The following is a 26,090-nucleotide window of genomic DNA, read 5'->3' as shown; positions in this document are numbered from 1 at the left end:
GATCGTGGTCGGGGGAGTGGTCTACTTCCGGACGCGCCGACGTGCCGACGGCGCTGCCTGACCGCGCCCGCCGGCCCCGGCCGTGGCGCCGGACGCGCGCCTACCGCCTGACCCGCACGGTCGTCCTGACCGTGACCCTGGCGGTGGGCGGCGTCTGGTGGGCCCGGGTCGACGAGCCAACCCCCGCACCCGTCACCGCCACCGACGGCACGCCGGTCGCACCACCCGCGGAGCGCGGCGGGAACGCAGCGGCGGAGAGGGCGCCGCAGGAGCGGAAACCGGCACCGGCCGCACCAACACCGGCGGCCGGGCCCGAAGAGGGACGGCCGGAGTCTGACAAGCCCGCACCACCCGCCGTACCGCCTCAGGCCGCCGGGCCTGCGAAGGGGCGGCCTGAGTCCGCCAGGCCGGCACTTCCGGCAGCATCACCCCGGACGGCCGGGCCCGCGGAGGGGCGGTCAGGATCTGCCGGACCGACCCCACCGTCCGCCCACCGGAGCGTGCCGGTCAGGCCACGGGAGCCCGCTCTCCTCCCGCGCTCCCGCCCCAGCAGGCTCACCCTTCCCTACCTCGATGTCGAGGCGCCGGTCGTGGATCTGCGCCTCGACCGCCACGGGCAGCTCACCGCGCCCCCGGACGACGACTCCAACCTGGTCGGCTGGTACGCGGACGGGCCGTCCCCCGGGGAGAACGGCACGGTGATCGTCGTAGGGCACCGCGACACCCGTGCCGGGCCCGCCGTGTTCGTCGGCCTCGACGAAGTCACGCCGGGGCGGCGGGTGGAACTCCGGCGCGCGGACGGGCATACGGCCGTCTACACCGTCTACGCCGTGAAGACGTACGACAAGGCGGGCTTCCCCAGCCGGGAGGTGTACGGTGCCCGCGCCCGCCCCGAGTTGCGGCTCATCACCTGCGGCGGCGACTACGACCGCCGGACCGGCTACACGGGCAACATCGTCGTGTACGCGCACCTGACGGCGACGCGATGAACCGGCCCTTCCCGCCGCGCAGGCGGTACGAGGACGGGCCCGTTCACGCCGACCCACCGGTCTTCTCGGGCCGTGGCCGCTGCGGGGCACCCTCCTCAGCGGCCACGGACCCCGTCACCCCTGCCCCTACCCCAGCCCGCGTCCGGGCCCGGAACCGCGACACCGCCACCCCCGCGAGACACAGCCCGCCGCCCGCCACGGCCGGTCTGGTCGCCGGGGTCACGGGCGTGGCGGCGCCGTTCGTGATGCTCGGCGCGCTGCTGTTGCTGGCGGCGGGGACGGTGATCCGCTCGGAGGCGGAGGCGGAGGCCGCACCCGAGCGCCGCAGATCGCTCTTGCAGCGCCGGTGGAGGTGATTTGAGTCTGTCCGGGGGGTGCGGACATGCCGGGGTTGTTTGCGTGGGGGCGCCGCCGCTCACTTTTGCAGCGCAGATCCAGGCAATTTCAACCCGTTGGGTCGCTCTGGCTGCTGCTCGCCCCGGTTCAGCACGACTTCAGGTAAATCTGCGCTGTTCGAATGCGGGGGCTGGGGTGGGCGGATAGCGTCGTGGCTGTGAAGCTGGTGGTGCAGGTGAAGCTGCTGCCGACGCCCGTGCAGGCGTCGGCACTTCAGGCGACTCTGCGTGCCTGCAACGAGGCTGCCACCTGGGCGAGTGAGGTGGCGTTCGAAAAGGATGTGAAGAGGAACTTCGCGCTGCGGGAGCACACCTACGGTGAAGTGAAGGCGCGGTGGGGGCTGGGGGCGCAGGCCGCTCAGCATGTGATCAAGAAGACCTGCGACGCGTACGCGACGCTGCGGGCGAATCTGAAGGCCGGGAATCTGGGGAGGCCCGGCTCGAAGCGGTATCGCAGCGCCAGCGAGAAGCCGGTCACCTTCCGTCCGGAGGGGGCGCAGCCGTACGACGACCGGATGTTGTCCTGGCAGATCAGCGAGCGTCGGGTGTCCATCTGGACGGTTGCCGGGCGGGTGAAGGACGTGGTGTTCACTGCCTCGCCCGAGCAACTGGCCACGCTGACCCTGTACCGCAAGGGTGAATCGGATCTGTTGTGCCGGGAAGGCATGTGGTTCCTGAACGCCACTTGCGAGGTCCCTGAAGCTCCGCTCGACCAGGTTCCGTCCGACTTCCTCGGGATCGATCTGGGCATCGTGAACATCGCTACCACCTCCGACGGCGAGATCATGGCCGGACGCGACCTCAACCGCATCCGGGCCCGGGAACGGAAACTGCGCACCAAGCTGCAGAAGAAGAACACCGCGTCCGCCAAACGCCGTCTTAAGAAGCGCAGACGCAAGGAGTCGCGGCGGGCGAAGGACATCAACCACAAGATCTCGAAGCATGTGGTGGCCGAGGCGGAACGCACCGGTCGCGGAATCGCCCTAGAAGACCTCACGGGTATCCGCGAGCGGGTACGGCTTCGCAAGCCCCAACGGGCCACCCACTCCAGCTGGTCCTTTCACCAACTGGGAAGCTTCATCGCGTACAAGGCCCGCCGGGCGGGTGTGCCGGTGGTGTACGTCGATTCGGCGTACACCTCCCGCACCTGCGCCGAATGCGGCCACATCGACAAGGCGAACCGGGTCTCACAGGCTTGGTTCGTGTGCCGGAACTGCGGATTCGTTGATCATGCAGACCGCAACGGCTCCCGCAACATCCGCGCACGCGCGTGGGAGTTGTGGCGACGCGGGGCCCAGTCAACGGCCCCAGCCCCATCCCCGAAGCCGGACGGCCGGGGCGGGGCTGGACGCAAACGACGCATCACCGCCAGTGATGCCCGTTGTGCAAGCCCGGCACTTTAATATCGGGTAGTTGACGACGACCATGTAGACGCTGAACCTCAGCACCCTCGAGATCGCGATCCCCCAGGGCGACCGGGTCGGCAATCCCTCCGCTGTGCGTGACAGATCGCCCCCAGCGTCACGAACCCGGCGAGTGCACGGCCTCCGCACTGCGGATCGTCGAAGCGCGACTGTACGGCCGCTCAGCGCAAGTCCGACGCCTTGATGCCCAGGAGCTGCTCGAAATGGTGTTCCCCCTCGGGGGTCACCCTGACCGCCCGTTCCGAGCCGATGCGTACACACCAGCGGGCGTCCAGGGCGTGCCGGCACAGGGCCGCGCCCGCGGTGCCCGCGAGGTGGGGGCGGCGTTCGGTCCAGTCGAGGCAGGCGCGGGCGAGAGGGCGGCGACCGGTGCGGTCGAGGCCGATACCCACAGTGGCGAACCAGCGCAGCCCGGCGTCCGTGAGCGCGAACCCGGTGTTCTGGCTGAGCAGCCCCCGCCCGGTCAGGGCGTCGGTGAGGGCGATGCCGAGCCGTCCGGCGAGGTGGTCGTAGCAGGTACGGCCGCGTGCCATCGCGGACCCGGTGCCGAACTCCCGCAGCGTGCGCGGGTGTTGGACTGCGGAGGGGCCGACGTGGGCGGCCAGCTCCTCGACGAGCTGGGCCACGCCGGAGTCGGCCAGCCGAACGTAGCGGTGCCGTCCCTGGCGCTCCTCGGTGAGCAGCCCGCCGGCCACGAGTTTGCCCAGGTGCTCGCTGGCGGTCGACGCGGCGACCCCGGCATCGCGCGCCAGTTCTCCGGCGGTCCACGCCCGCCCGTCCAGCAGCGCCAGCAGAAATCCGGCCCGCGTCTCGTCCGCCATCAGCCCGGCCAGCGCCGCGAGACCGGACGCGCGGCCAGGCTTCCTCGTACTCCCCGCATCCCTCGTGGTGGTCATGGATCCAGCATGGGGTGCGCACACTTCGGCGCCCACCGAAGTGCGCGCGGCGAGCTGTCTACGCAGGTCGCTTCAGTTGCTCGTACTGCTGGGCCAGCCCGTCCAGCAGCGCGGTCAGGCCGGTCTCGAAGGCCCGCTCGTCGATCTTCTCCTGTTGCTCGGCGAGGAGGTGGGCCTGCCCGAGGTGGGGATAGGCGGCCGGGTCGTACGCGCTCTCGTCGTCCACGAAGCCGCCGGCGAAGGAGCCGAGCGCGGAGCCCATGATGAAGTACCGCATCAGCGCGCCGATCGAGGTGGCCTGGGCGGGCGGCCAGCCCGCGTCGACCATGCCGCCGTAGACGGCGTCGGCGAGGCGCAGGCCCGCGGGGCGGCGGCCGGGGCCACGGGCGAGGACCGGAACGATGTTCGGGTGGTCGCGCAGCGCGGCCCGGTAGGAGACGGCCCAGTCGTGCAGCGCGGTACGCCAGTCGCGGGCCCGCTCGCCCCCCTCGCCTCCCTCGCCCCTCTCGAACATCGACAGGTCGACCAGCACGCTCACCGAGTCCGCGACCGCCTCCAGGATCAGGTCCTTCGTCCGGAAGTGGTTGTAGAGCGACGGCCCGCTGACCCCCAGCTCGGCCGCGAGCCGACGTGTCGACAGGGCGGCCAGCCCTTCCGCGTCCACCAGCGCCCGTGCCGTGTCGACGATCAGGTCGGTGCTGAGGAGGGGCTTGCGCGGTCGGGCCATGGCGCACATAGTAGGGCTGCACCAATAAACTAGCACTGCTAATTTAAGCGTCCGGGGACATGTCCGTGGATGTGTCAGTGGGATCCGTGGGGGGCTCGTCATGAACCTGGAACTGAGTGAGGAGCAGACCGCCGTCCAGCGGCTCGCCCGGGACTTCGTCGAGCGCGAGATCACCCCGAACGTCATCGCCTGGGACCGTGCCGAGGACGTCGACCGGTCGATCGTGAAGAAGCTGGGCGACGTCGGCTTCCTGGGGCTGACCGTCGACGAGGAGTACGGCGGCTCGGGCGGCGACCACCTCACCTACTGCCTGGTCACCGAGGAGCTCGGCCGTGGGGACTCCTCCGTGCGCGGAATCGTCTCCGTGTCCCTGGGGCTGGTCGCCAAGACCGTCGCGCACTGGGGGACCGAGGAGCAGAAACGCCGCTGGCTGCCCGGGCTCACCTCCGGCGCGTACGTCGGCTGCTTCGGCCTGACCGAGCCGGGCACCGGGTCCGACGCGGGCAACCTCTCCACGCGGGCGGTGCGTGAAGGCGACCACTATGTGGTCAACGGCACCAAGATGTTCATCACCAACGGCACCTGGGCCGACGTGGTCCTGCTCTTCGCCCGTTCCACCGATGCCCCCGGCCACAAGGGCGTCTCCGCCTTCCTTGTGCCGACCGACAGCCCCGGACTGACCCGCCGCACCCTCCACGGCAAGCTCGGCCTGCGGGGTCAGGCCACCGCCGAACTGGTCTTCGAGGACGTGCGCGTGCCCGCCTCGGCGATGCTGGGTCCCGAGGGCAAGGGCTTCTCCGTGGCCATGTCGGCGCTCGCGAAGGGGCGGATGTCGGTCGCCGCCGGGTGCGTCGGGATAGCCCAGGCCGCCCTGGACGCGGCCGTCCGGTACGCGGGCGAGCGTGAGCAGTTCGGCGGGCCGATCGCGCGGCACCAGCTGGTGCAGGAGCTGCTCAGCGACATTGCCGTGGACGTCGACGCGGCCCGGCTGCTGACCTGGCGCGTCGCCGACCTGATCGACCGCGGCCTGCCCTTCGCCACCGAGTCCTCCAAGGCGAAGCTCTTCGCCTCCGAAGCCGCCGTCCGCGCCGCGAACAACGCCCTTCAGGTCTTCGGCGGCTACGGCTACATCGACGAGTACCCGGTGGGCAAACTCCTGCGCGACGCTCGCGTGATGACTCTCTACGAGGGCACGAGCCAGATCCAGAAACTGCTGATCGGCCGTGCGCTGACGGGCGTATCGGCCTTCTGAGGCCGCTCCCTCCGAACTGAGCCGAGTTGAGTACCTGTCTGAGTACTTCGGCGGATGTGGCGCGGGCCGCGTCCGCGCACTCTTGTCCCCATGAGTGAGACACCGGTCAAGCAGCAGAGCACGGCGGCCTTCTACGGTCAGGCCGTCGCGTCCTTCGGTATCGCCATGGGGGCGACCGCCATCGGCATCTTCCGGCTCCAGGCCGACTCCTGGGTGCGCGGCTTCCTCGGGATCGCCGTCCTCTACCTGGTGACCTCCGCCTTCACCCTGGCCAAGGTCATCCGCGACCGCCAGGAGGCCGGGCAGATCGTCAGCCGGGTCGACCAGGCCCGGCTGGAGAAGCTGCTCGCCGAGTACGACCCCTTCGAGAAGCACTGATCCGGAGCGCTGATCCCGGAGCGCCGATCCCGAAGCAGTGATCCGGAAAGCCCTGAGCGGGCACTCTAAGCGCTCGCTCACCCGCGGCGGTACAGTGGGAGGTCACTGTCGGTGGAAGGGGCGAACGGGCGATGAGTACGGCGGAGGAGACGGCCGGTGGCGAGGCGGCGCCGTGGGGTGAGGTGACCCCCGACGCGGCCCGGCGGCTGCTCGTCGCCGCGGTGGAGGCCTTCGCCGAGCGCGGCTACCACGCGACGACGACCCGTGACATCGCGGGCCGTGCCGGAATGAGCCCGGCCGCGCTCTACATCCACTACAAGACCAAGGAAGAGCTGCTCCACCGGATCAGCAGGATCGGCCACGAGAAGGCCGTCGACATCCTGCGCACGGCGGCGCGGACCGAGGGCACCGCGACCGAACGGCTCGCGGAGGCCGTCAGTTCGTTCGTCCGCTGGCACGCCGGGGGGCGCACCACCGCACGGGTCGTGCAGTACGAACTGGACTCCCTCGGCCCCGGCGCCCGCGCCGAGATCCTCGCGCTGCGCCGCCAGTGCGACGCCGAAGTGCGCGGGATCATCGAGGACGGGATGGAGACGGGCGAGTTCGACGTGCCCGACGTACCGGGCACGACCCTCGCCGTGTTGTCGCTGTGCGTCGACGTGGCCCGCTGGTTCAACGTCAACGGTTCGCGTACGCCGGACGAGGTCGGCGCGCTCTATGCCGACCTCGTGCTGCGGATGGTGGAGCCGGGCAGTTCCCGCTCAGCGGCTCAGAGGTAGTACCGCGACACCGACTCCGCGACGCACACCGGCTTTTCGCCGCCCTCGCGCTCCACGGTGAAGGCGACAGCCACCTGTACACCTCCGGGAACGTCCTCGACCCCGGCGATCCGGGCGGTGGCGCGCAGGCGCGAGCCGACCGGGACGGGGGAGGGGAAACGGACCTTGTTCGTCCCGTAGTTGACGCCCATCTTCACGCCCTCGACCTTGATCAGCTGCGGTCCGAAGAGCGGCAGCAGCGACAGGGTGAGATAGCCGTGCGCGATGGTCGTCCCGAAGGGGCCGGTGGCGGCCTTCTCCGGGTCCACGTGGATCCACTGGTGGTCGCCGGTCGCGTCGGCGAACAGGTCGATCCGCTTCTGGTCGACCTCCAGCCAGTCGGTGTACCCCAACTGCTCGCCCACCGCCGCCTTCAGGTCGTCCGCACCCGTGAAGATCCTCGGCTCTGCCATTCCCGGCCTCCTCGCCACTGTTCCCAGCAACCGCGCTATGCCCAAGCAACGCACTATGTCTAAGCAACTGCTTAGCATGGTCGGCCGGGGATTCCCTGTCAACGGACCACGGCCGGCCGCTGTGGGCAGGGGCTGTGGGTAGGGTTCGAGAGGTGCCCCAGATTCCCGAGAAGATCCACGAACTCACGGTCGGCCAGCTCGCCGCCCGCAGCGGCGCAGCCGTCTCCGCCCTGCACTTCTACGAGTCCAAGGGCCTCATCACCAGCCGCCGCACTCCGGGCAACCAGCGCCGCTACGGCCGTGACGCGCTGCGCCGGGTCGCCTTCGTCCGGGCCGCGCAGCGCGTCGGCATCCCGCTCGCCACGATCCGGGAGGCGCTCGCCGAGCTCCCCGAGGAACGCACCCCCACCCGCGAGGACTGGTCCCGCCTCTCCGAGAACTGGCGCTCCGAACTCGACGAGCGCATCAAGCAGTTGAACCGGCTCCGGGACCATCTCACCGACTGCATCGGCTGCGGCTGCCTGTCCCTGGAGGGCTGTGTCCTGTCCAACCCGGACGACGTCTTCGGCGAACGCCAGGCGGGATCCCGCCTGATGGTGGAGAGGAAGGGCACCGGTCCGGCTACTCGTACTCCGTCCCACCCTTGCGCGTCAGATACGCCGGACTGACCGCCTTGGCGATCGCCCGCCCGCCGGTCACCGCGCTGTACCGCTCGACGGCAGGCCGGATCACGACACCCTCCCGCAGGTGCAGCCCCCGCCCGGACACCGTCTCGCGCCCGCTCGCGATCTCCAGGACCCGGTCGATGTCGTACGGGCCCTCGAACAGCCTTGGTACGAGCGGCAGTCGGCCCTCCAGCAGCGCCTCCGGGTCCAGCCAGCGCACCTCTCCATCGACCTCCACCGACACGTCGAACACGGCGTACCCGAGCGTCTCGCGCCGTCCGTCCGCGCCGTACGTCAGGTCCTGCACACCCGCCCCGAACACCTCGCCGAAGATGCCGACCCGGCGCGCTCCGAGCCGCTCGGCGAGGCGGGCCGCGGTCTCGGCGACGCCGTGGGCGGTCACCGCACGCCAGTACAGGTTGCGCGGATCCTCCTTCAGGGCAAGGGACTTGGCGCCGAATCCCTTCGAGGAGACCTGGACGCGCCCGTCGTCCGCGAGATACGTGAGCAGACAGGCCGAGCCGTGCAGCTTCTCGGTGAGGACGACGGGCTCGCCCGGTGTGAAGATGCCGGGGTAGCGCTGGATGTTCTCGATGTCGACCCAGCTCAGGAGGTCGGGCGCGGACTCGACGTCGCCGTTCATGGTGGGCGGGATCGGCGGCACCCATTTGACGATGCCCAGCGGCTCCGCGAAGTCGGTGCCGTCGGCTGCCGCCCGGTCGAGGTCGACGCCGTCGAGAGCGCGGGGTCGGCAGACGATGCCCTGCGAGAGCTCGCCGCGCAGCCGTACAGCCTTGACCCGGTCCGAGTTGCTCCCGGCGAGCCGCCCGGTCAGGCCCAGTTCTTCGACGAGTTCGCCCGGCAGGACGGACTGCTCAGGGATGTACACGGCCGCTTCGCCGGTCCGGTAGGCCCCCTTGGCGACGACGGCGCGATACAGGCCCACCTGGGCCAGTTCGAGTGCGTCGGCGTTCGGGTGCTCATGGATGGTCAGGACTTCGGCGGTGACGCGCAGCGTCGACATCGGGGGCTCCTCAGGTTGGTTTCATCGCCGCCAACTCTCCTTGTGGGAAAGGTGTGGAGCTACGGGATTTGTTGCTGGTATACGGTCTGTCGTCTGTCCGCGGGCCGGCGGGGGCTTGTCGCGCCCACGCGGCGGAGCCGCACATCGATACAGCCCCGCGCCACTAAAGGGGGCGCGCGTACTCTGCCAGCCCTGCCCTCACCAACTGGGCGTTGGACACCGCCCGTTCGCCGTTCGGCAGGTACAGGGTGTCCTCCACGCCGATTCGGGTCGCCAGGCCCAGTCGGCCCGCGAGGCGGAGTACCGGCCAGGCGCCGCCGTCCTCGCCGTGCAGCAGGATCGGGCGGCCGTGGGGTGATCCGGCGAGGTCGGCGAGGAGGGTGTGTGCGGTCGTCTCGGCCGTGTCCGGGTCGGTGTCCGTCACCTCGGCGAGGACACGCAGCACCCTGGGGGCGAGGGGGGAGGCCGCGAACCGCGCCGCTCCGTCCGTGCCGGACCAGATGCCGGCCTCTACGCCCACCCCGAGGCCGATGAGGAGGGCGGCCAGTTCCTCCGCGCCCGGCTCGTGCCAGTTGACGGAGGCGTGGTCGGGCAGCACTGTCCAGCCCCGGACCCGCTCCAGCCGCAGCGCCGGATCCGGTTCGGCCCAGGCGCCCGTGGTCACGCCGACCGGCACGGTGACCCGTGCCCGGATCTCCGCCAGCGTCGCCGAGACCGCGCGCGGCGACAAAGTGTCCTGTCCGCAGGGGGACTTGGGATGGACGTGGACGTCCGTGGCCCCGGCCAGGACGGCATCGGCCGCGGAGTCGGCCATCGAGCCCGGCGACATCGGTACCAGCGCGCCGTCCGCGGCGCCCCGGGACCCGTTGAGACACACCTGCGTCATGCCCCGATGGTGCCAGTCACCACTGACAACAGGCGCCGGCCATCCGGTTCGATCGGGGGTGCGGCATCCCCGGCGCACCCCCGCCGTGCTCAGGCCGACGCGAGCAACAGCCGTCCGCGCCTGGACTCCGCCAGGGCCTCGGGGGTCAGGACGGGCCGCGGCACCACTATGCCGCACTCCGTGCAGACAGGACCCGACGACGGCTCATGGGCCAGGTCGTACTTCCAGGAGAGGCGCTCCCCGTCGCACACCGGGCACACCGAGCCCGCTTCGCGCTCCAGGGCGGTGATCAGCCGTCGCAGCACCTCGGCCAGCGATTCATGGGGGTGCACCCCCGGGTCGTCGCACCAGGCCACCCCGAACCCACCCCAGGTCAGCCGATGCCAGTCGTCCACGCTTCCGGGCCGGCGCAGCCCGTCGAACTTCTCCTTCTTGCGGCGCTTCGCGAACTCCACCTCGTAGGCCAGCCAGACCGAGCGCGCTTCCTCCAGCTCGTCCAGTGCGGCCACGAGCCGCGCTGGATCGGGGGAGCGGTCCTCGGGGCCGAACCCGGCCCGGGAGCAGAGATGGTCCCAGGTCGCCCTGTGCCCGTAAGGGGCGAATCGCTCAAGGCACTTACGGAGCGAGTACCGCCGCAGTGCCAGATCGCACCGCGGGTCCCGCACCTGTCTCGCCAGACTCCGGAAACCGGCCATCGCCTTGCACCTCCGTCACATCTGCACCTGTACTTCGGTCACTTCGGCGTCGTCGAACGGACGTCGTCGAATAGACGTATCGACACGCCATTCGGCTCCATCTGTTTTCCGATGACGGCCATAAGCCGTTCGCCGGGCCCCCTTGGGACCGACGTCAACGGCTCTAAGCCGTCCGCCGGACCACCCTTCACGGTTACCTCCCGAAACTGTCGGCCGTCTGTGCAACACCTGTTGAGCACGGAGCCGGACCGCGAGTGCTTCCAGCGCCTCGAAGTGCCCCCGTACCCCTCCAACGCAATTGCTCTACCACGTTGTTCAAAAGTGACGCATGTTCATCTTCTATAGCGGGGATACCGGCGGTAACCTCTGGCCCACTCCGTTCGGAGTGGCCCACCCCCCGGTCCGGAGGAGCTGCCATGTCACGGCGCACCCCAGGCAACACCGTCGATAGAACCTTCGACAGACTGAGAACTCCCCGCGGACTCTTCGGGTTCCTGAAGACCGCGGCTGTATGCACACTCATAGCCGGTCTTCTTTCTCCGCTTTCTCCGCTTTCCCCCGCGACCGAGGCCCAGGCCGCCGCGGCGAACGACTACTGCGGGGCCCAGTGTTCCGACATCCTGCCGCCCGGGCAGAACGGCAACGCGACCCTCGCCCAGATCCTCCTGAACCAGGCTTTCGGATCTCAGCCCGAGCATGCGGAAGACCAGCTCGGGCCCTATGCCAACCTGGCCACGGGCTACTCAGGACTCACCAACACCACGATCAACAACTTCTTCAACGACGCCTCGTTCGGGGTCGCCGCCGACCAGGTCGCCTCCACCCTGGCTCCGGCCGGCCGCACCGACGTGAAGATCGTCCGTGACAAGAAGACGGGTGTGCCGCACATCACAGGCACCACCCGTTACGGCACCGAGTTCGGTGCCGGGTACGCCGCAGCCCAGGACCGCCTGTGGCTGATGGACGTCTTCCGGCACGTCGGACGCGGACAGCTCACCCCCTTCGCGGGCGGCGACCCCTCCAACCAGGGCCTCGAACAGGAGTTCTGGCGCCACGCCCCGTACACCGAGGCCGACCTCCAGGCCCAGATAGACAACGCGGTCGCCACCAACGGCGCCCGCGGCCAGCAGGCGCTCGCCGACGTCAACGCCTATGTCGCCGGAATCAACGCCTACATCGACGCCTCCGACAGTGCCCGCACCTTCCCCGGCGAGTACGTCCTCACCGGCTGGAAGGACTCGATCACCAACGCGGGCACCATCCAGCACTTCAAGACCACCGACCTGGTCGCACTGGCCTCCGTGATCGGAGCGCTCTTCGGCTCAGGCGGCGGCGGCGAGGTCAACAACGCGATCTCGCTGATGGCCGCCCAGTCCCAGTACGGCGTCGTCCAGGGCACCAAGGTCTGGGAGGCATTCCGCGAGCGGAACGACCCCGAGGCCGCCCTCACCGTCCACAACGGCGAGAGCTTCCCCTACGCGACCACGCCCGCCGACCCGCAGGGCGAGGCACTGCCGGACGCCGGCACGGTCGCCGAGGAACCGCTGGTGTACGACCGCACGGGCAGCGCCGCCACCACGACCGCCACCACCGCCTCCACCACGGCGACGGCCACCGCCCTCACCTCCGCCAAGCGCGGTATGTCCAACGCCCTGGTGGTGAGCGGCGCCAAGACGGCCAGCGGCCACCCGATCGCCGTCTTCGGCCCGCAGACGGGCTACTTCGCCCCCCAGCTGCTCATGCTCCAGGAGATCCAGGGCCCGGGCCTCAGCGCGCGCGGCGCCTCCTTCGCGGGGCTGAGCATGTACGTCGAACTCGGCCGCGGCCAGGACTACGCGTGGAGCGCGACGACCTCCGGTCAGGACATCATCGACTCGTACGCGGTCGAGCTGTGCCAGGACGACGTCCACTACCTCTACCACGGCACCTGCACCGCGATGGAGAAGCTCGAGCAGACCAATGCCTGGAAGCCGACCACGGCCGACGGCACGGCAGCCGGCTCCTACCGGATGCAGGTCTACCGCACCAAGTACGGCCCGGTGAGCCATCGTGCGACGGTCGGTGGAAAAAAGGTCGCCTACACCAACCTGCGTTCCTCCTACATGCACGAGGCCGACTCGATCATCGGCTTCCAGATGCTCAACGACCCCGACTACGTGAAGAGCCCGGCGACCTTCCAGGCCGCGGTGCAGCACATCAACTACACGTTCAACTGGTTCTACGCCGACTCCACGCACACCGCGTACTACAACAGCGGCGACAACCCGGTGCGCGCGAGCGGCGTCGACGCCGAGTTCCCGGTCTGGGCACAGTCCGCGTACGAGTGGCGGAACTGGAACCCGACGACCAACACCGCCGACTACACGCCGGCCTCCGCCCACCCCAACTCGATCGACCAGGACTACTACATCTCCTGGAACAACAAACAGGCCAAGGACTACACCTCCGCCTCCTGGGGTGACGGGTCCGTCCACCGCGGCAACCTCCTGGAGGACCGCGTCAAGAAACTCGTCGCGGCGGGCGGAGTGACGCGGGCGCAACTCGTGAAGGCGATGGCCGACGCCGCGCTCACCGACCTGCGGGCCGAGGACGTGCTGCCGAAATTGCTGCGGGTCGTCAACAGCTCGACGGTCACCGACACCACGGCCGCGGCGGCCGTCAGCAAGCTGTCCGCGTGGGTGACAGCGGGCGGCAAGCGCACGGAGACATCGGCGGGTTCGAAGACGTACGCCAACGCCGACGCGATCCGCATCCTCGACGCATGGTGGCCCCTGCTGGTGCAGGCCGAGTTCCAACCGGGCCTCGGCACCGACCTCTACACCGCCATCACCACCAACCTCCCCGTCGACGAGGCACCCTCGGCCGCACACGGCCCGACCGGGGCGCACGCGGGAAGCTCCTTCCAGTACGGCTGGTGGAGCTACGTCGACAAGGACATCCGGGCGATCCTCGGTGACGCCGTGCAGGGCGGGCTGACGCAGAAGTACTGCGGCGGCGGCACGCTCAGCGGCTGCCGGGACATCCTGATCAGCACCCTGAAGGCCGCGGCGGGCAAGACGGCCGCCCAGGTCTACCCCGGCGACACCCTGTGCGCGGCGGGCAACCAGTGGTGCGCCGACTCGATCGTCCAGCGCACCCTGGGAGGCATCAAGCACTACAACATCAGCTGGCAGAACCGGCCGACCTACCAGCAGGTCGTCGAGTTCACGTCACACCGGTAACAACCGGTAACAACCGGTATGAGCTGAGGTGTTGCGGCGGCGGGTCAGTGGATACGGCCCGCCGCCAGCACCACCTGCGCCAACTCCGAGTGACAGATGTCGCTGTGGGCTCCCGACGGGGGCCCACCGCTCCTGACCACCGCCGTCGCGTCGACGTTCACGCACCCGCTCACCGGCAGCTTCGCAGCTCCCAGAGCTTCGGCGATGGTCAACCGGACCGTCCCCGGCACCGCTTGGACACCGTCGTGGCCCATCGCGCCCCACTTCGGGCCCAGCGCCTTCGCGGCGTTCAGGCCGAGGACGGACCGGTCGGCGGCGAGGACCCCCTGGCTGTCGCCCGCCATGCGCGAGGCCAGCGGATAGAACGTGCCGAGTGCCCCGTCGTGCTGGGAGTAGCAGCACACCAGAGGCCCGTCGATACGGTTCTGCCGACCTCGCAACGCACCCGCGGCACGCGCGTCGTGCGGCAGTTCGGCCGCGAACGCGTAGTGCGAGAAGGCCCCTTGGAGCAGCGTCACGGATTTCACCGTGCGTACCCCCTCGGGGAGCCCGCGCAGCGCGAACGACACGAGCCGCGCGCCGAAGCTGTGCCCGACGAGATGCACCCGCACCCCGGGCGCCGCCTCGGCGAGCCGCCCGATCGCCGGCCCGAGCCCCCGCTCACCGACGGTTCCGGCCCGCCGCTTCATCGCGTAGTACGTGGCCTGCCGCAACAGCTCCTGTGCGCCCTTCCACGGGTTGGGCAGCTTCGGCAGTGCGAACTCGGCGCCGCCGCCCGGGGATCCGGGCCCGGCCAGGGCCAGCGCGAACTCCTCGCAGACCGCCGCCGTGCTCCCGGCGAGCATCTGGGGGTCGCCCTCCGGCTCGCCGTCCCCGAGGAGGTCCGCCGCGAACCCCGTCTGCGGCGTCTGGGGCGACACCTCGACGAGCAGCCGCACCAGCCCGCCGAACTCCTCCAGGGCCTCGTCGCCGTCCGGCTGTCGGTCCAGCAGCCGGGCGAGTTGCTCGACGACCGTGGCCCGCCCCGGGAAGGTCTCCAGGAGCGCGTGCCGGGTGCCCTTGTCGAGCCCGGGTCGACCGGTCGGCCCGGGCACGTCGGCGGCGGCCGTGACGGACCGCTGGAAGTCGGGGACGGGCTCGTCCGTGAAGCGCATCGACGGCCACACCACGCCCACGTAGCCGATCCTGGCGGTCGCGGGCGCGAGGGCGGGGATCGCCGCGAAGAACCTGCTGTAGAGCCCGGTCGCCATCGACCGGTCGTTGTTCCAGCCGTGCGCGAAGACGATGAGGTCGCGCACCTTACGAGGGCCCACCTCCGCGAGCAGCCGGTCGCGTCTGCGCCCGTCGGTGTCGCCGTCCGCGTCGAACGTCAGCTCCCAGTAGGGAGAAACACTCATTTCCTGTTCCGCCATGACAAACCCCGTCCCCCGTGGTGTCGTGATGTGGGGCGTATCGTCCTGCTAACCGGGGGAGTTGGCCATACGTCACGCTCATCTGTAGATGAGGTACTTCTTGCGCATGCGCCGGAACGCCGCCAACTCCTCCTGCCAGCCCGCCACGACCTCGTCGACGCCGGCGCCCGCGTCGATCATCGTGCGCACCAGAGTGGATCCGGTCAGCTTGTCGATCCAGTTGTCGGACCGCCAGGCGAAGCCGCTCCAGACCTTCTTGGCGGTCACCAGCAGGGCTACCCCGGTACGCACCGGGTCGTAGGCCGCGGGGTCGTGCACATGGATCTGCACGCCACCGATGGTCTTCCCCTGGAACTTGGAGAAGGTCGGCGCGAAGTAGGCCTCCCTGAAGTGCACACCGGGCAGCCCGAGTTGCTCCGCCGCCGCGGCCCACCGCCGGTCGATCCCCTCGGCTCCGAGCAGTTCGAACGGCCGGGTCGTACCGCGCCCCTCCGACAGGTTCGTCCCCTCGAAGAGACACGTGCCCGAATACACCAGCGCGGTGTCGGGCGTCGGCATGTTCGGGCTCGGCGGCACCCAGGGCAGCCCCGACGCGTCGTAGAACTCCGACCGTTTCCACCCCGACATCAGTACGGCGTCCAGCTCCACCGGCGCGGCCAGGAACTCCTTGTTGAACAGCCGCGCCAGCTCCGCCACCGTCATCCCGTGCGCCTGGGCGATCGGCTGCCGCCCGACGAACGTCGCGAACTCCTTGTGCAGCACGGGCCCTTGGGCGGCGCGCCCGGTCACCGGGTTCGGCCGGTCGAGCACCAGGAAGGCCTTGCCGGCCAGCTGGGCCGCCTCCATGCAGTCGTACAGCGTCCAGATGTAGGTGTAGAAGCGGGCGCCCACGTCCTGGATGTCGAAGACGACGGTGTCGACGCCGGAGGCGGTGAAGACGTCGGCGAGCGGCCGGCCGCTCTTGAGGTACGTGTCGTAGACGGGGAGCCCGGTCGCCGGGTCGTCGTAGCGCCCCTCGGAACCGCCGGCCTGCGCGGTGCCCCGGAATCCGTGCTCGGGTCCGAAGACGGCGGTCAGATTCACCCGGTCGTCGGCATGCATGACGTCGACGATGTGGCGTACGTCCCTGGTGACGCCGGTGGGGTTGGTGACGAGGCCGACCTTCTTGCCGACGAGGGGGGCGTAGTTCCTGGCGGTGAGGTTCTCGAATCCGGTGCGGAGTCGTTTTGGGCGGTGTTGGGTGGGGGCAGCGGCTGTGCAGGCCGGCAGGGACGCCGCGGTGGCTGTTGTCAGGAGGCCGCGTCTGGACAGGGGCATGGGGGTTCCCTCCGTGAGGCGGTACGGGTGGTGGTGGCACCGTATGCGCTTCCGCCTGTTGTTCGTAGGGTGCGGGTCCGTTGTGGCCTGTCGCGCCCCCAGGTACCTGCGGGAGCCCCTTTCTTGCTACATACCGACCGGTTAGTCTGGTCGGGCGTTGGAGCCGTTTCGTGTCAAAGGAGACCGATGGTGGGTGTCGTGCAGGGTGCCGGAGTGGTGGTCACCGGAGCGGGAGGCGGGATCGGGGCCGCGCTGGCCCGGAGATTCGCCGCCGAGGGGGCCAGGGTCGTCGTGAACGATCTGGATGCCGCGCGGGCCGAAGCGGTGGCCGACGAGATAGGCGGGATCGCGGTACCCGGTGACGCGTCCGCCGTCGTCGCCGAAGCCCGGGCCGCCCTCGGTGGGACCGTCGATGTCTACTGTGCCAACGCCGGGCTCGCCTCGGGCGGGTCCGAGGCGGCCGAGGAGGACGTCTGGGCGCTCGCCTGGGACGTGAACGTGATGGCGCACGTCCGGGCGGCCCACGAGCTGCTGCCGGACTGGCTGGAGCGCGGCAGCGGCCGTTTCGTGTCCACCGTGTCCGCCGCCGGGCTGCTCACCATGATCGGCGCGGCGCCCTACAGCGTGACCAAGCACGGCGCCTACGCCTTCGCGGAGTGGCTGTCACTGACGTACCGCCACCGCGGGCTCAAGGTGCACGCCATCTGCCCGCAGGGTGTGCGTACGGACATGCTGGCCGGCACCGGCAGTGCGGGCGACCTGGTGCTCGCACCGACCGCGATCGAGCCCGAGGCGGTCGCGGAGGCCCTGTTCAAGGGGATCGAGGAGGGCCGGTTCCTGATCCTGCCGCACCCCGAGGTCGCCGACTACTACCGGGCGCGGGCCGCCGCCCCCGACCACTGGCTGACGAACATGAACCACATCCAGCAGAAGTGGGAGGCCACCCGATGACCGACACCGACACCGATGTCGGCTCCGGCTCCCGGTACGGTGCGCAGCCCTGGCTGGCTCTCCTCGACGACGTCCAGCGCGGGCCCGTCAGCCCCGACGACTCGCTCGTCCACGCGCTGCGCCGGACCGCCGCCGAGGTCCCGGACCGCACCTTCCTCGCCTACTTCGACGGGCGGCTCAGTCACCGTGAGGTCGACGAGCTGAGCGACTCCGTCGCCGGGTACCTCGTCACCCGGGGGCTGGAGCGCGGCGACCGGGTCGCCGTCCTGCTGCAGAACTCGCCGCTCTTCGTGCTCGCCCTGCTGGGGGCCTGGAAGGCGGGCGCGACCGTCGTCCCCGTCAACCCGATGTACAAGTCGGGGGAGGTCGCGCACGTCCTGCGGGACGGCGAGGTGGCCGCGCTGATCTGCTCCGACCGGGCCTGGGAGTCGTACCTGAGGGAGACCGCGGCGGACTCTCCGGTGCGGATCGTGCTCACGGGCTGCGAGCTGGACTTCCAGACCCGCGGCGACGCGCGCGTGCTCGCGTTCGAGCGGCTGCCGCAGGCCCCCGACGCCGAGGACCTGACGGCCGTCGCCCGGTACGGCCACCAGGCCCCCGCCGCCGACGGCCGTGACCCGCGCCCCGCCGACATCGCGCTGATCAGCTACACCTCCGGCACCAGCGGCACCCCCAAGGGGGCCACGAACACCCACGCCAACATCATGTACAACGCGGAACGGCAGCGGACGGGCCTCCCGCTGCCCGAGGCGCCCGTGTACTTCGCGATGGCGCCCCTGTTCCACATCACCGGCATGGTCTGTCAGCTCGGCGCGAGTCTGAACAGCGCGGGCACGCTCGTGCTCGCCTACCGCTTCGAGTCCGGTGTCGTCCTGGAAGCGTTCGCCGAGCACCGCCCCCACTACACGGTCGGCCCGTCGACGGCCTTCATGGCCCTGGCCGCGCACCCGGACTGCACCCCCGACCACTTCTCGTCCTTCCGGCAGATCTCCTCCGGCGGCGCCCCGCTGCCGCCCGCCCTGGTGGAGAAGTTCCGGGCAGGCTTCGGCCCGTACATCCGCAACGGCTACGGCCTCACCGAGTGCACCGCCCCCTGTGCCTCCGTACCGCCCGCCCTGGAGGCCCCCGTCGACCCGGTCTCCGGCACCCTCGCCGTGGGCGTTCCGGGCCCCGACACCGTCGTACGGATCGTCGACGAGCAGGGCGCGGAGGTCCCGTTCGGGGAACAGGGCGAGATCCTCGTACGGGGGCCGCAGGTCGTTCCCGGCTACTGGCGGCTCCCGGAGGCCACCGCGGAGACGTTCCCGGGCGGGGAGCTGCGGACCGGCGACATCGGGTTCATGGACGCCGAGGGGTGGCTGTACGTCGTCGACCGGAAGAAGGACATGATCAACGCGTCCGGCTTCAAGGTGTGGCCGCGTGAGGTCGAGGACGTCCTGTACACCCATCCGGCGGTACGTGAGGCGGCCGTCGTCGGCGTGCCCGACGGGTACCGCGGGGAGACCGTGAAGGCGTACATCAGCCTGCGGCCCGGCGCCGAGGGGGACCCGGACGCGCTCGCCGCGTACTGCAAGGAGAGACTGGCCGCCTACAAGTACCCGCGGCAGGTGGAGATCCTGGCCGACCTGCCGAAGACGGCGACCGGAAAGATCCTCCGTCGGGAACTGCGTACCCGGTCCGGGGACTCTCAGTAGGCATCCTGTTCGATTATTCGGCGGAACGTTTGGAAGGCTGGTGGCGGTAGTGCCCAGGACGACGGACGGCGACGGTACGCCCGTCCCGCAGCGGCTGCTGGCCGCCGCCACCCGGCTCTTCGCGGAACAGGGGTACGACCGCACATCCGTGCAGGAGATCGTCGAGGCGGCAGGGGTCACCAAGGGGGCGCTCTACCACTACTTCGGGTCGAAGGACGATCTGCTGCACGAGGTGTACGCGCGCGTGCTGCGCGTTCAGCAGGAGCGGCTGGACGCGTTCGCGAACGCGGACGCGCCGGTGGAGGAGCGGTTGCGGCGGGCGGCGGCGGATGTCGTGGTCACGACCATCGAGAACCTCGACGACGCGATGATCTTCTTCCGCTCGATGCATCATCTGAGCCCGGAGAAGAACAAGCAGGTACGCGCGGAGAGGCGCCGTTACCACGAACGCTTCCGGGCCCTGATCGAGGAGGGCCAGGAGACGGGCGTCTTCTCCCGGGCGACCTCGGCGGACCTGGTGGTCGACTACCACTTCGGCTCCATCCACCACCTGTCGACCTGGTACCGCCCGGAGGGCCCCCTGACCCCGACGGAGGTCGCGGAGCAACTGGCGGACCTGCTGCTGCGAGCGCTGCGGCCGTAGGGCCGGGTTTCTTCGCCCCCGCCGCCCCTACCCGTCCCGTCCCTGGGGCTCCGCCCCAGACCCCGCTCCTCAATCGCCGGAGGGGCTGACCAACCAGCCCGTCCGGCGTTTGAGGACGAGGCCCCTTCAGGGCCGAAAGCGGGGGTCTGGGGGCGCAGCCCCAGGAACGGGATGGGACGGGTAGGGGCGGCGGGGGCGGAACAGCTACAGGTACTTCTTCAGCTCACGTCGAGCCAGCGACCGCTGATGCACCTCGTCCGGCCCGTCCGCCAGCTTCAGCGTCCTCGCACTCGCCCACAGCTCCGCCAGCGGGAAGTCCTGGCTCACCCCACCCGCCCCGTGCAGCTGAATCGCCTTGTCGATGATGTCCACCACCGCACGCGGGGTAGCGATCTTGATCGCCTGGATCTCCGCGTGGGCACCCTTGTTGCCGACCGTGTCCATCATCCACGCCGTCTTCAGCACCAGCAGCCGCAACTGCTCCACGGTGACCCGCGCGTCCGCGATCCAGTTGTGGACCACACCCTGCTGGGCCAGCGACTTGCCGAACGCCGTCCGGGAGACGGCCCGGCGGCACATCAGCTCGATCGCCCGCTCCGCCATCCCGATCAGCCGCATGCAGTGGTGGATGCGGCCGGGGCCGAGCCGCGCCTGCGCGATGGCGAAGCCGCTGCCCTCCTCGCCGATCAGGTTCGCCGCGGGCACCCGCGCCTCCTCGAAGACCACCTCGGCGTGGCCGCCGTGGGAGTGGTCCTCGTAGCCGAACACCTGCATCGCCCGCTTGACCGTGACGCCGGGGGTGTCCCGGGGGACCAGGATCATCGACTGCTGGCGGCGGATGTCGGCGCCGTCGGGGTCGGTCTTGCCCATCACGATGAAGATCTGGCAGCGGGGGTTCATCGCCCCGGAGATGTACCACTTCCGGCCGGAGATGACGTAGTCGTCACCATCACGCCGGATCCGCGTCTCGATGTTCGTCGCGTCGGACGACGCCACCTCGGGCTCGGTCATCGCGAACGCGGAGCGGATCTCGCCCGCGAGGAGCGGCTCCAGCCACTGCTTCTTCTGCTGCTCGTCGCCGAACTGTGCCAGCACCTCCATGTTGCCGGTGTCCGGTGCCGCGCAGTTCAGCGCGGTCGGCGCCAAGTGCGGGGAACGGCCGGTGATTTCGGCGAGGGGGGCGTACTGGAGGTTGGTGAGGCCGGCGCCGTGCCGGGCATCGGGCAGGAAGAGGTTCCACAGGCCCTGGCGGCGCGCCTCGGCCTTCAACTCCTCGACCACGGCCGGGGTGTCCCACGGCGAGGCCAGCTGAGCGCGCTGCTCGTGCTCGACCTGTTCGGCCGGATAGACGTACTCGTCCATGAAGGCGAGGAGCTTGGCGCGCAGTTCCTCGGTGCGCGCGTCGAACGCGAAGTCCATGACGGATCAGCCTTCCTGGAGACCTGTGTGAAGTGTGGTCAGGCCGTGCTCGATGAAGACGGGGACCAGGTCCCCGATGCGGTCGAAGCCCGCGCCGACCGTCTGGCCCAGTGTGTAGCGGTAGTGGATGCCCTCCAGGATCACGGCCAGCTTGAACCAGGCGAACGCCGTGTACCAGGCGATCGCCGAGACGTCGCGCCCCGAGCGCGCCGCGTACCGTTCGATCAGCTCGGCGGGGGAGGGGTGTCCGGCGGCCTCGGCGGTCGTGGAGACGGGAGAGTCGGGCGCGTCCAGCGGCATGCTGTACATCACCAGCAGCCCCAGGTCGGTGAGCGGGTCGCCGAGCGTCGACATCTCCCAGTCGAGGATCGCCGCGATCCTGTCGTCCGCGTCGATCAGGACGTTGTCCAGCCGGTAGTCGCCGTGCACGATCGCCGGGGCGGAGGACCGGGGGAGGGCTCGGCCCAGCGCCGCCAGCAACTCGTCGATACCGGCCAGCTCGCGATTGCGGGAGGCGTCCAACTGCTTGCCCCAGCGCCGCAGTTGCCGGTCGAGGAAGCCCTCGGGCCGGCCGAAGTCCGCGAGGCCCACCTCGGCGGGGTCCACCGAGTGCAGCTCGACCAGCGTGTCCACCAGCGACAGCACCACGCCCCGGGTCCGCGCCGGGCCGATCGGGGCGAGCTGCCCGGCCGTGCGGTACGGCGTGCCCGGCACGAACTCCATGACGTAGAACGGCGCTCCGGGCGCCGCTCCGTTCTCCGGGTCCTCGCACAGCAGCACGGGACGCGGGACCGGGACCGCGGTCGGATACAGGGCGCTGATCACCCGGTGCTCGCGCCGCATGTCGTGCGCGGTGGCCAGGACATGACCCAGTGGGGGGCGCCGTACGACCCACTGGGTGGTGCCGTCGGTGACCGCGTAGGTGAGGTTCGAACGGCCGCCCTCGATCAGCCGGCCGGTCAGCGGGCCGTGCACCAGTCCGGGGCGTTCGCCGTCGAGCAGTCCGCGCAGCCGGTCGAGATCGAGACCTGGCAGGTCGTCCGGGGGCATCATCGCTCCTACGCGTGCGGAAACAGGGCCTGCCTCATGATGCCGACCGGTCGGTATGCCGTCCAGTGGGTGAATGAAAAGTGACCGGCGTCTCGCTTCCGGTGTGCGGAAGGAGACGCCGGTCGGGTAGGGCGGGGGAGCGGTTCCGGTGGCCGGAAACCGTCAGTGGTCGTCCCAGTGGTCCTGGTGCGCCGCGTGCCGGTGACCGTCGTGCAGGAAGTCGACGTGGTCACCGTGCAGAATGCTCGGGTGCCCGCAGCCGTCCCCGTGCGCGTGACCGTGGGCGTCGTGCGCCACGTGCTCGCCGGGCTCGCACTCGTCCCAGTGGCCGCTGTGCGCGCGGTGCAGGTGACCGTCGTGCGCGTAGTCGACGTGGTCACCGTGCGGCACCTCCGTGTGGCCGCAGTCCTGGCCGTGGGTGTGCTCGTGGGTCGGGTGTTCCTTGTGCAGGGTGGGGGTGCTCATGATGCTCGCCTTCGGGTGTTCGGCGGTGCTGAAGTTCTTGTGATGACGCCGGTCAGGCTGTCACGCAAACCATCCATTTCAGGCTATTCGACTTGCGTGGCGTCCGCGCACCCCGGAAGGTCGAACACCAGGAGACCGGAGGGTCAGACATATGAGAGCCATTACCTACAGCCGGTACGGCGGTCCCGACGTCCTGGAGTACACGGAGGACGCCCCGGACCCCAAGGTCGGGCCCGACTCGGTGCTGGTCAAGATACGGGCGGCATCGGTCAACCCCGTGGACTGGAAGTGCCGCGAGGGCTATCTCGACGGCATCCTGGACCCCGTCTTCCCGGTGACACCGGGCTGGGACGTCTCCGGGGTCGTGGTGCGCCCGGGCGCCTCCGTCTCCGAGTACGCCGTGGGTGACGAGGTCATCGGCTACGTACGCGAGGACTTCCTCTCGCGCGGCACCTTCGCCGAGTACGTCGCGGCGCCGGTGCGCACCCTCGCGCGCAAGCCCCGCAACCTCTCCTTCGAGGAGGCGGCCGGGCTGCCGCTCGTCGGGCTCACCGCTTATCAGGTGCTCGCCAGGTCGCTCGGCGTCCGCACGGGCGAGACCGTCCTGGTGCACGCGGCGGCGGGCGGGGTCGGCTCCGTCGCCGTCCAGCTGGCCCGCCGTCACCTGGGTGCGGCGCACGTCATCGGCACGGCGAGCGTGCGCAACCACGACTTCGTACGCGAGCTGGGCGGCGACCCGGTGACGTACGGCGAGGGCATGGCCGACCGGGTGCGGAAACTGGCCCCGGGCGGAGTCGACGCGGTGTTCGACACCGTCGGCGGCGACACCCTGAAGGACTCCGTGGAGCTGCTGGCTCCCGGGGGCCGCCTGGTGTCGATCGCGGACCCGGGCGTCGTCGACCTGGGCGGTACCTACTACTTCGTACGCCCCGACGCCACAGACCTCGCGCACCTCTCCGACATGGTCGAACAGCACGTGTTCTCGCTGCATGTGTCCGACACGTTCCCCCTGGAGCGCGCGGCGGAGGCGCACCGGCTGAACGCCGAGGGCCGCACCAGGGGCAAGATCGTGGTGACGGTGGACTGGGCCGAAGAAGCCTGACAGCCCGACCGGCGGCGGGCTCCGGCGTCAGAGGACGAGCGCCGCCCCGCACACCGCCAGGGCGATCGCGCACAGGGTCGCGGCGGTGGCGTGCCGGGCGGCGAGCGCAGGCGGACCGTCTGCGCCCGTCGTCGCGAGCGTCCGGATACGCAGGTGGGCGACGACGAGGAACCACAGCCACAGCACGCAGCACACCGCGCAGACGGCGACCCCGGCCGCCGACGGCCCGCCGTGCAGCGCGGACTTCCCGGCGAGCACGGCGGCGACGGTGCTCGACAGCGTCGTACGCCGCCACGCCAGCCGGGTCCGCTCCGGCTGCAGCCCGGGATCCCGTAGTTCTCCCTCGCCCACCCCGGCCTGGCTCACCTGTTCCCCCGGGCCAGTACGACGATCACCATGGCGACCGCGACCACGGCGACCGCGAGGCTCAGCAGCGTCGGGAACCGGGACACCGGCAGGTCCTCGCCCCGCCGCATCGCCCGCTCGCACCGCACCCAGTGGTTGACGGCCCGCAGCGAGCACAGCACCCCGGCCGTCAGCAGCGCGAGCGCCAGCCCCACCCGCCACCCCCACTGCAGGTCGGGCAGGAACTGGTCCACGGCGAACCCGCCGCCGATCAGCGCCAGCGCGGTACGCAGCCAGGCCAGGAAGGTGCGTTCGTTTGCCAGGGAGAAGCGGTAGTCGGGAGTGCGGCCCTCCTCGCCGATCCCCTGGGGGGCGAACCACATACGGACGTTCCGTGCAAAATCGATCACATGTAGGAACCTTACGGGTTCTTCGGTGAGCGGTAGGCCCTGAGGTGCTCGTACGCCGCCAGGCCGTCCGGCACCCACTCCCACTCGCCCAGCCGCCGTTCCACCTCGTCCTCCGGCAGGAACGCGTGCCAGGCGACCTCCTCCACCTGGGGGTGGACGGGCAGCTCGCAGCGGACCTCGTACACCGCCGACCACCAGCTCCGGCCGGCGCCGCCGTCGTACAGGAACTTGAAGAGGGGCTCGGGGCGGGGCAGGCCCGTTACGCCGAGTTCCTCCTCGGCCTCCCTCAGGGCCGCGTCGTCGTACGACTCGCCCGCGCCCACGACTCCGCCGACGAACATGTCGTACAGGGAGGGGAAGACCAGCTTGGTGGAGGTGCGGCGGTGGACGAAGAGTCGGCCCCGGGCGTCCCTGGCCTGGATGAAGACGCAGCGGTGGCGCAGTCCGCGCGCGTACGCCTCACCCCGTGGGGACCGGCCGACGACCTCGTCGTTCTCGTCGACGATGTCGAGGATCTCGGCAGCGGGAACGGCGGGTTCAACGGAATCTGCGGGATCAGTGGGATCTGCGGAATCAGCGGGAGTGCTCTCGGGGGAGTGAGTGCTCATGTCTGTCATCCAAGCCCATCGCCCTCGGTGCGCAGCCGCTCGGCATCGCCGGGTGGAGGCCCAGGAGGACGATGCCCACGACCACCGCCGCGAGACCTGCCGCCTCACATGCCAGTGCCCCGGTGTCGGTGCGCAGCCGGTCGCCGAGGAAGCCGACGCCGCAGATGATCCCGGCCAGGGGCTGGGCCGCGGTGAGGGCGGGGAGGGACATGCGCAGGGGGGCGGTTTCGAAGGCGCTCTGGACCAGGATCAGGCCGGTGAGGCCGAGCAGCAGTACGCCGTACGGCTGCCAGCCGGTGAGGAGGTGGGCCGGCCCGCCCTCCGAGAAGCGCTGGCCGCTGACCCGCGTCAGGGCGTCCTGGACGCCGTAGAGGAGGCCCGCGGCCAGGGCCAGCAGGACCGGGCCGGCGCTGAGGCGGGAACGCTTCGCGTACGTCGTGAGGAGCAGGGCCAGGCCCAGCATGGTGCCGATGATCAGCCAGTGGCGCCAGGGATCCGTGAGGGCCGTGCCGCCGCGTGGTTCGCCCGCCACGATGAAGGCCGTCACCCCGCCCGCGAGGAGCAGGAGGCCGGTCCAGCCCTGTCGGCCCAGCGGCTGCTTCGTCTGCTTGCGGGAGAGGGCGAGCGCGAAGAGCAGGTTCGTCGCGAGCAGCGGCTCCACCAGGGACACCTCGCCCTGGCTCAGCGCGATCGCGCCCAGCGCCATGCCCACCACCATCAGGCCGATGCCGGCGAGCCAGCGCGGCACCCGCACCAGGTCCAGGAGCAGCCGCGGGGAGAGGAAGTCGCTCAGAGGGGCCTGCCGGGCCACGTTCTGCTGGAGGACGAAGCCGAGGCCCAGACAGCAGGCGGCGCTCACGGCGAGAGTCAGAACCAGGACGGACACGCGGG

General features: G+C 70.4%; 27 protein-coding genes. 12 read left to right on the top strand and 15 right to left on the bottom strand.

Going from position 1 to position 26,090, the window contains the following annotated elements; genetic code table 11:
* The 3 genes from G3I56_RS45000 to G3I56_RS11695 all read left to right on the top strand — a co-directional run.
* Nucleotides 1-989 (top strand): class F sortase (locus tag G3I56_RS45000; RefSeq protein ID WP_343239920.1); only part of this gene is annotated, 989 nt, incomplete at its 5' end.
* Nucleotides 986-1,345: a hypothetical protein gene (locus G3I56_RS44675; RefSeq protein ID WP_275406684.1), complete on the top strand. Its 360-nt coding sequence runs from the start codon at nt 986-988 to the stop codon at nt 1,343-1,345. The genes G3I56_RS45000 and G3I56_RS44675, both read left to right, overlap by 4 nt.
* Before the next feature lie 197 nt (nt 1,346-1,542).
* A complete protein-coding gene (locus G3I56_RS11695) occupies nt 1,543-2,787 on the top strand; it encodes an RNA-guided endonuclease TnpB family protein (RefSeq protein WP_164408836.1) in 1,245 nt (414 codons plus the stop codon).
* Between the two features lie 182 nt (nt 2,788-2,969).
* Here the strand turns inward: G3I56_RS11695 and G3I56_RS11690 are convergent, their stop codons facing one another.
* Together G3I56_RS11690 and G3I56_RS11685 are read right to left on the bottom strand one after the other, a co-directional pair.
* Nucleotides 2,970-3,704, bottom strand: a complete 735-nt coding sequence (locus tag G3I56_RS11690; RefSeq protein WP_164408835.1) for a winged helix-turn-helix domain-containing protein — start codon at nt 3,702-3,704, stop codon at nt 2,970-2,972.
* Between the two features lie 58 nt (nt 3,705-3,762).
* Complete coding sequence (locus G3I56_RS11685) at nt 3,763-4,431, bottom strand: TetR/AcrR family transcriptional regulator (RefSeq protein WP_164408834.1); 669 nt, start codon at nt 4,429-4,431, stop codon at nt 3,763-3,765.
* A 100-nt stretch (nt 4,432-4,531) separates the two neighbouring features.
* Between G3I56_RS11685 and G3I56_RS11680 the strand changes: the two genes are divergently transcribed.
* The 3 genes from G3I56_RS11680 (at nt 4,532) to G3I56_RS11670 (ending at nt 6,840) form a co-directional block, all read left to right on the top strand.
* Complete coding sequence (locus G3I56_RS11680; RefSeq protein WP_164408833.1) at nt 4,532-5,683, top strand: acyl-CoA dehydrogenase family protein; 1,152 nt, start codon at nt 4,532-4,534, stop codon at nt 5,681-5,683.
* Between the two features lie 90 nt (nt 5,684-5,773).
* On the top strand, nt 5,774-6,061 hold the full coding sequence (locus G3I56_RS11675; protein WP_164317871.1) for a YiaA/YiaB family inner membrane protein: 288 nt from the start codon (nt 5,774-5,776) through the stop codon (nt 6,059-6,061).
* Between the two features lie 131 nt (nt 6,062-6,192).
* Nucleotides 6,193-6,840 carry a TetR/AcrR family transcriptional regulator gene (locus G3I56_RS11670; RefSeq protein ID WP_164408832.1) on the top strand — a complete coding sequence of 216 codons (648 nt, stop codon included), beginning with the start codon at nt 6,193-6,195 and terminating at the stop codon, nt 6,838-6,840.
* Here G3I56_RS11670 and G3I56_RS11665 read toward each other — a convergent pair.
* Nucleotides 6,831-7,292 (bottom strand): MaoC family dehydratase, encoded by a 462-nt coding sequence (locus G3I56_RS11665; protein ID WP_164408831.1) that lies wholly within the window; start codon nt 7,290-7,292, stop codon nt 6,831-6,833. The two genes, G3I56_RS11670 and G3I56_RS11665, sit on opposite strands and share 10 nt — an antisense overlap.
* Nucleotides 7,293-7,444: 152 nt before the next feature.
* Between G3I56_RS11665 and soxR the strand changes: the two genes are divergently transcribed.
* Complete coding sequence (soxR, locus tag G3I56_RS11660; RefSeq protein WP_164408830.1) at nt 7,445-7,960, top strand: redox-sensitive transcriptional activator SoxR; 516 nt, start codon at nt 7,445-7,447, stop codon at nt 7,958-7,960.
* Here soxR and G3I56_RS11655 read toward each other — a convergent pair.
* The 3 genes from G3I56_RS11655 to G3I56_RS11645 form a co-directional block, all read right to left on the bottom strand.
* Nucleotides 7,914-8,981 carry an RNA ligase (ATP) gene (locus tag G3I56_RS11655; protein ID WP_164408829.1) on the bottom strand — a complete coding sequence of 356 codons (1,068 nt, stop codon included), beginning with the start codon at nt 8,979-8,981 and terminating at the stop codon, nt 7,914-7,916. The genes soxR and G3I56_RS11655 overlap by 47 nt on opposite strands.
* Before the next feature lie 163 nt (nt 8,982-9,144).
* Nucleotides 9,145-9,867: a 3-keto-5-aminohexanoate cleavage protein gene (locus G3I56_RS11650; RefSeq protein ID WP_164408828.1), complete on the bottom strand. Its 723-nt coding sequence runs from the start codon at nt 9,865-9,867 to the stop codon at nt 9,145-9,147.
* Nucleotides 9,868-9,956: 89 nt separating this feature from the next.
* Nucleotides 9,957-10,562: a hypothetical protein gene (locus G3I56_RS11645; protein ID WP_164408827.1), complete on the bottom strand. Its 606-nt coding sequence runs from the start codon at nt 10,560-10,562 to the stop codon at nt 9,957-9,959.
* Between the two features lie 416 nt (nt 10,563-10,978).
* Between G3I56_RS11645 and G3I56_RS11640 the strand changes: the two genes are divergently transcribed.
* Nucleotides 10,979-13,783 (top strand): penicillin acylase family protein, encoded by a 2,805-nt coding sequence (locus tag G3I56_RS11640; protein ID WP_164408826.1) that lies wholly within the window; start codon nt 10,979-10,981, stop codon nt 13,781-13,783.
* 44 nt (nt 13,784-13,827) lie between these two features.
* Here G3I56_RS11640 and G3I56_RS11635 read toward each other — a convergent pair whose 3' ends face one another.
* Together G3I56_RS11635 and G3I56_RS11630 are read right to left on the bottom strand one after the other, a co-directional pair.
* The gene (locus G3I56_RS11635; RefSeq protein ID WP_164408825.1) at nt 13,828-15,195 is read right to left on the bottom strand and encodes a serine-threonine protein kinase; all 1,368 of its coding nucleotides are present in this window, start codon (nt 15,193-15,195) and stop codon (nt 13,828-13,830) included.
* Nucleotides 15,196-15,273: 78 nt separating this feature from the next.
* Entirely contained in the window at nt 15,274-16,512 is a 1,239-nt protein-coding gene (locus G3I56_RS11630; RefSeq protein WP_164408824.1) for a DUF1343 domain-containing protein, read from the bottom strand.
* Nucleotides 16,513-16,698: 186 nt separating this feature from the next.
* Between G3I56_RS11630 and G3I56_RS11625 the strand changes: the two genes are divergently transcribed.
* Genes G3I56_RS11625 through G3I56_RS11615 form a run of 3 tightly spaced genes read left to right on the top strand, consistent with a single transcriptional unit; the run spans nt 16,699 to nt 19,800 of the window.
* Nucleotides 16,699-17,463, top strand: a complete 765-nt coding sequence (locus G3I56_RS11625) for an SDR family oxidoreductase (protein WP_164408823.1) — start codon at nt 16,699-16,701, stop codon at nt 17,461-17,463.
* Entirely contained in the window at nt 17,460-19,157 is a 1,698-nt protein-coding gene (locus tag G3I56_RS11620; protein WP_164408822.1) for an AMP-binding protein, read from the top strand. The genes G3I56_RS11625 and G3I56_RS11620 overlap by 4 nt, the downstream gene beginning before the upstream one ends.
* A 49-nt stretch (nt 19,158-19,206) precedes the next feature.
* Complete coding sequence (locus tag G3I56_RS11615) at nt 19,207-19,800, top strand: TetR/AcrR family transcriptional regulator (RefSeq protein WP_164408821.1); 594 nt, start codon at nt 19,207-19,209, stop codon at nt 19,798-19,800.
* A gap of 204 nt (nt 19,801-20,004) precedes the next feature.
* Here G3I56_RS11615 and G3I56_RS11610 read toward each other — a convergent pair whose 3' ends face one another.
* The 3 genes from G3I56_RS11610 to G3I56_RS11600 form a co-directional block, all read right to left on the bottom strand.
* Complete coding sequence (locus G3I56_RS11610) at nt 20,005-21,219, bottom strand: acyl-CoA dehydrogenase family protein (protein WP_164408820.1); 1,215 nt, start codon at nt 21,217-21,219, stop codon at nt 20,005-20,007.
* Nucleotides 21,220-21,225: 6 nt separating this feature from the next.
* A complete protein-coding gene (locus G3I56_RS11605; protein WP_164408864.1) occupies nt 21,226-22,269 on the bottom strand; it encodes a phosphotransferase family protein in 1,044 nt (347 codons plus the stop codon).
* Nucleotides 22,270-22,431: 162 nt separating this feature from the next.
* Nucleotides 22,432-22,734, bottom strand: coding sequence for a hypothetical protein (locus G3I56_RS11600; protein WP_164408819.1), 303 nt, complete (start codon nt 22,732-22,734; stop codon nt 22,432-22,434).
* 151 nt (nt 22,735-22,885) lie between these two features.
* Between G3I56_RS11600 and G3I56_RS11595 the strand changes: the two genes are divergently transcribed.
* The gene (locus G3I56_RS11595; RefSeq protein WP_164408818.1) at nt 22,886-23,836 is read left to right on the top strand and encodes an NADP-dependent oxidoreductase; all 951 of its coding nucleotides are present in this window, start codon (nt 22,886-22,888) and stop codon (nt 23,834-23,836) included.
* 27 nt (nt 23,837-23,863) lie between these two features.
* On the opposite strand, the gene G3I56_RS11590 is transcribed toward G3I56_RS11595, so the two are convergent.
* From G3I56_RS11590 to G3I56_RS11575, 4 genes are read right to left on the bottom strand one after another with little or no spacing between them, the layout of a single operon-like run.
* Complete coding sequence (locus G3I56_RS11590) at nt 23,864-24,202, bottom strand: DUF202 domain-containing protein (protein ID WP_343239919.1); 339 nt, start codon at nt 24,200-24,202, stop codon at nt 23,864-23,866.
* Nucleotides 24,199-24,591 (bottom strand): DUF202 domain-containing protein, encoded by a 393-nt coding sequence (locus G3I56_RS11585; protein ID WP_164408817.1) that lies wholly within the window; start codon nt 24,589-24,591, stop codon nt 24,199-24,201. Before G3I56_RS11585 ends, G3I56_RS11590 begins: the two co-directional genes overlap by 4 nt.
* Nucleotides 24,592-24,602: 11 nt before the next feature.
* Nucleotides 24,603-25,208, bottom strand: coding sequence for an NUDIX domain-containing protein (locus G3I56_RS11580; RefSeq protein ID WP_164408816.1), 606 nt, complete (start codon nt 25,206-25,208; stop codon nt 24,603-24,605).
* Nucleotides 25,165-26,085, bottom strand: a complete 921-nt coding sequence (locus tag G3I56_RS11575; protein ID WP_164408815.1) for a DMT family transporter — start codon at nt 26,083-26,085, stop codon at nt 25,165-25,167. Before G3I56_RS11575 ends, G3I56_RS11580 begins: the two co-directional genes overlap by 44 nt.
* Nucleotides 26,086-26,090 lie beyond the last annotated feature (5 nt).

Source organism: Streptomyces sp. SID12488, assembly GCF_010548275.1.
GTDB lineage: Bacteria > Actinomycetota > Actinomycetes > Streptomycetales > Streptomycetaceae > Streptomyces.
This window is presented reverse-complemented; position numbering and strand designations above follow the sequence as displayed.

Coding starts and splice junctions, on each gene's coding strand:
- G3I56_RS44675 (WP_275406684.1), top strand. CDS start 986: ATGAACCGGCCCTTCCCGCCGCGCAGGCGGTACGAGGACGGGCCCGTT.
- G3I56_RS11690 (WP_164408835.1), bottom strand. CDS start 3,704: ATGACCACCACGAGGGATGCGGGGAGTACGAGGAAGCCTGGCCGCGCG.
- G3I56_RS11685 (WP_164408834.1), bottom strand. CDS start 4,431: ATGGCCCGACCGCGCAAGCCCCTCCTCAGCACCGACCTGATCGTCGAC.
- G3I56_RS11680 (WP_164408833.1), top strand. CDS start 4,532: ATGAACCTGGAACTGAGTGAGGAGCAGACCGCCGTCCAGCGGCTCGCC.
- G3I56_RS11675 (WP_164317871.1), top strand. CDS start 5,774: ATGAGTGAGACACCGGTCAAGCAGCAGAGCACGGCGGCCTTCTACGGT.
- G3I56_RS11670 (WP_164408832.1), top strand. CDS start 6,193: ATGAGTACGGCGGAGGAGACGGCCGGTGGCGAGGCGGCGCCGTGGGGT.
- G3I56_RS11665 (WP_164408831.1), bottom strand. CDS start 7,292: ATGGCAGAGCCGAGGATCTTCACGGGTGCGGACGACCTGAAGGCGGCG.
- G3I56_RS11655 (WP_164408829.1), bottom strand. CDS start 8,981: ATGTCGACGCTGCGCGTCACCGCCGAAGTCCTGACCATCCATGAGCAC.
- G3I56_RS11650 (WP_164408828.1), bottom strand. CDS start 9,867: ATGACGCAGGTGTGTCTCAACGGGTCCCGGGGCGCCGCGGACGGCGCG.
- G3I56_RS11645 (WP_164408827.1), bottom strand. CDS start 10,562: ATGGCCGGTTTCCGGAGTCTGGCGAGACAGGTGCGGGACCCGCGGTGC.
- G3I56_RS11640 (WP_164408826.1), top strand. CDS start 10,979: ATGTCACGGCGCACCCCAGGCAACACCGTCGATAGAACCTTCGACAGA.
- G3I56_RS11635 (WP_164408825.1), bottom strand. CDS start 15,195: ATGGCGGAACAGGAAATGAGTGTTTCTCCCTACTGGGAGCTGACGTTC.
- G3I56_RS11630 (WP_164408824.1), bottom strand. CDS start 16,512: ATGCCCCTGTCCAGACGCGGCCTCCTGACAACAGCCACCGCGGCGTCC.
- G3I56_RS11625 (WP_164408823.1), top strand. CDS start 16,699: ATGGTGGGTGTCGTGCAGGGTGCCGGAGTGGTGGTCACCGGAGCGGGA.
- G3I56_RS11620 (WP_164408822.1), top strand. CDS start 17,460: ATGACCGACACCGACACCGATGTCGGCTCCGGCTCCCGGTACGGTGCG.
- G3I56_RS11610 (WP_164408820.1), bottom strand. CDS start 21,219: ATGGACTTCGCGTTCGACGCGCGCACCGAGGAACTGCGCGCCAAGCTC.
- G3I56_RS11605 (WP_164408864.1), bottom strand. CDS start 22,269: ATGCCCCCGGACGACCTGCCAGGTCTCGATCTCGACCGGCTGCGCGGA.
- G3I56_RS11600 (WP_164408819.1), bottom strand. CDS start 22,734: ATGAGCACCCCCACCCTGCACAAGGAACACCCGACCCACGAGCACACC.
- G3I56_RS11595 (WP_164408818.1), top strand. CDS start 22,886: ATGAGAGCCATTACCTACAGCCGGTACGGCGGTCCCGACGTCCTGGAG.
- G3I56_RS11580 (WP_164408816.1), bottom strand. CDS start 25,208: ATGACAGACATGAGCACTCACTCCCCCGAGAGCACTCCCGCTGATTCC.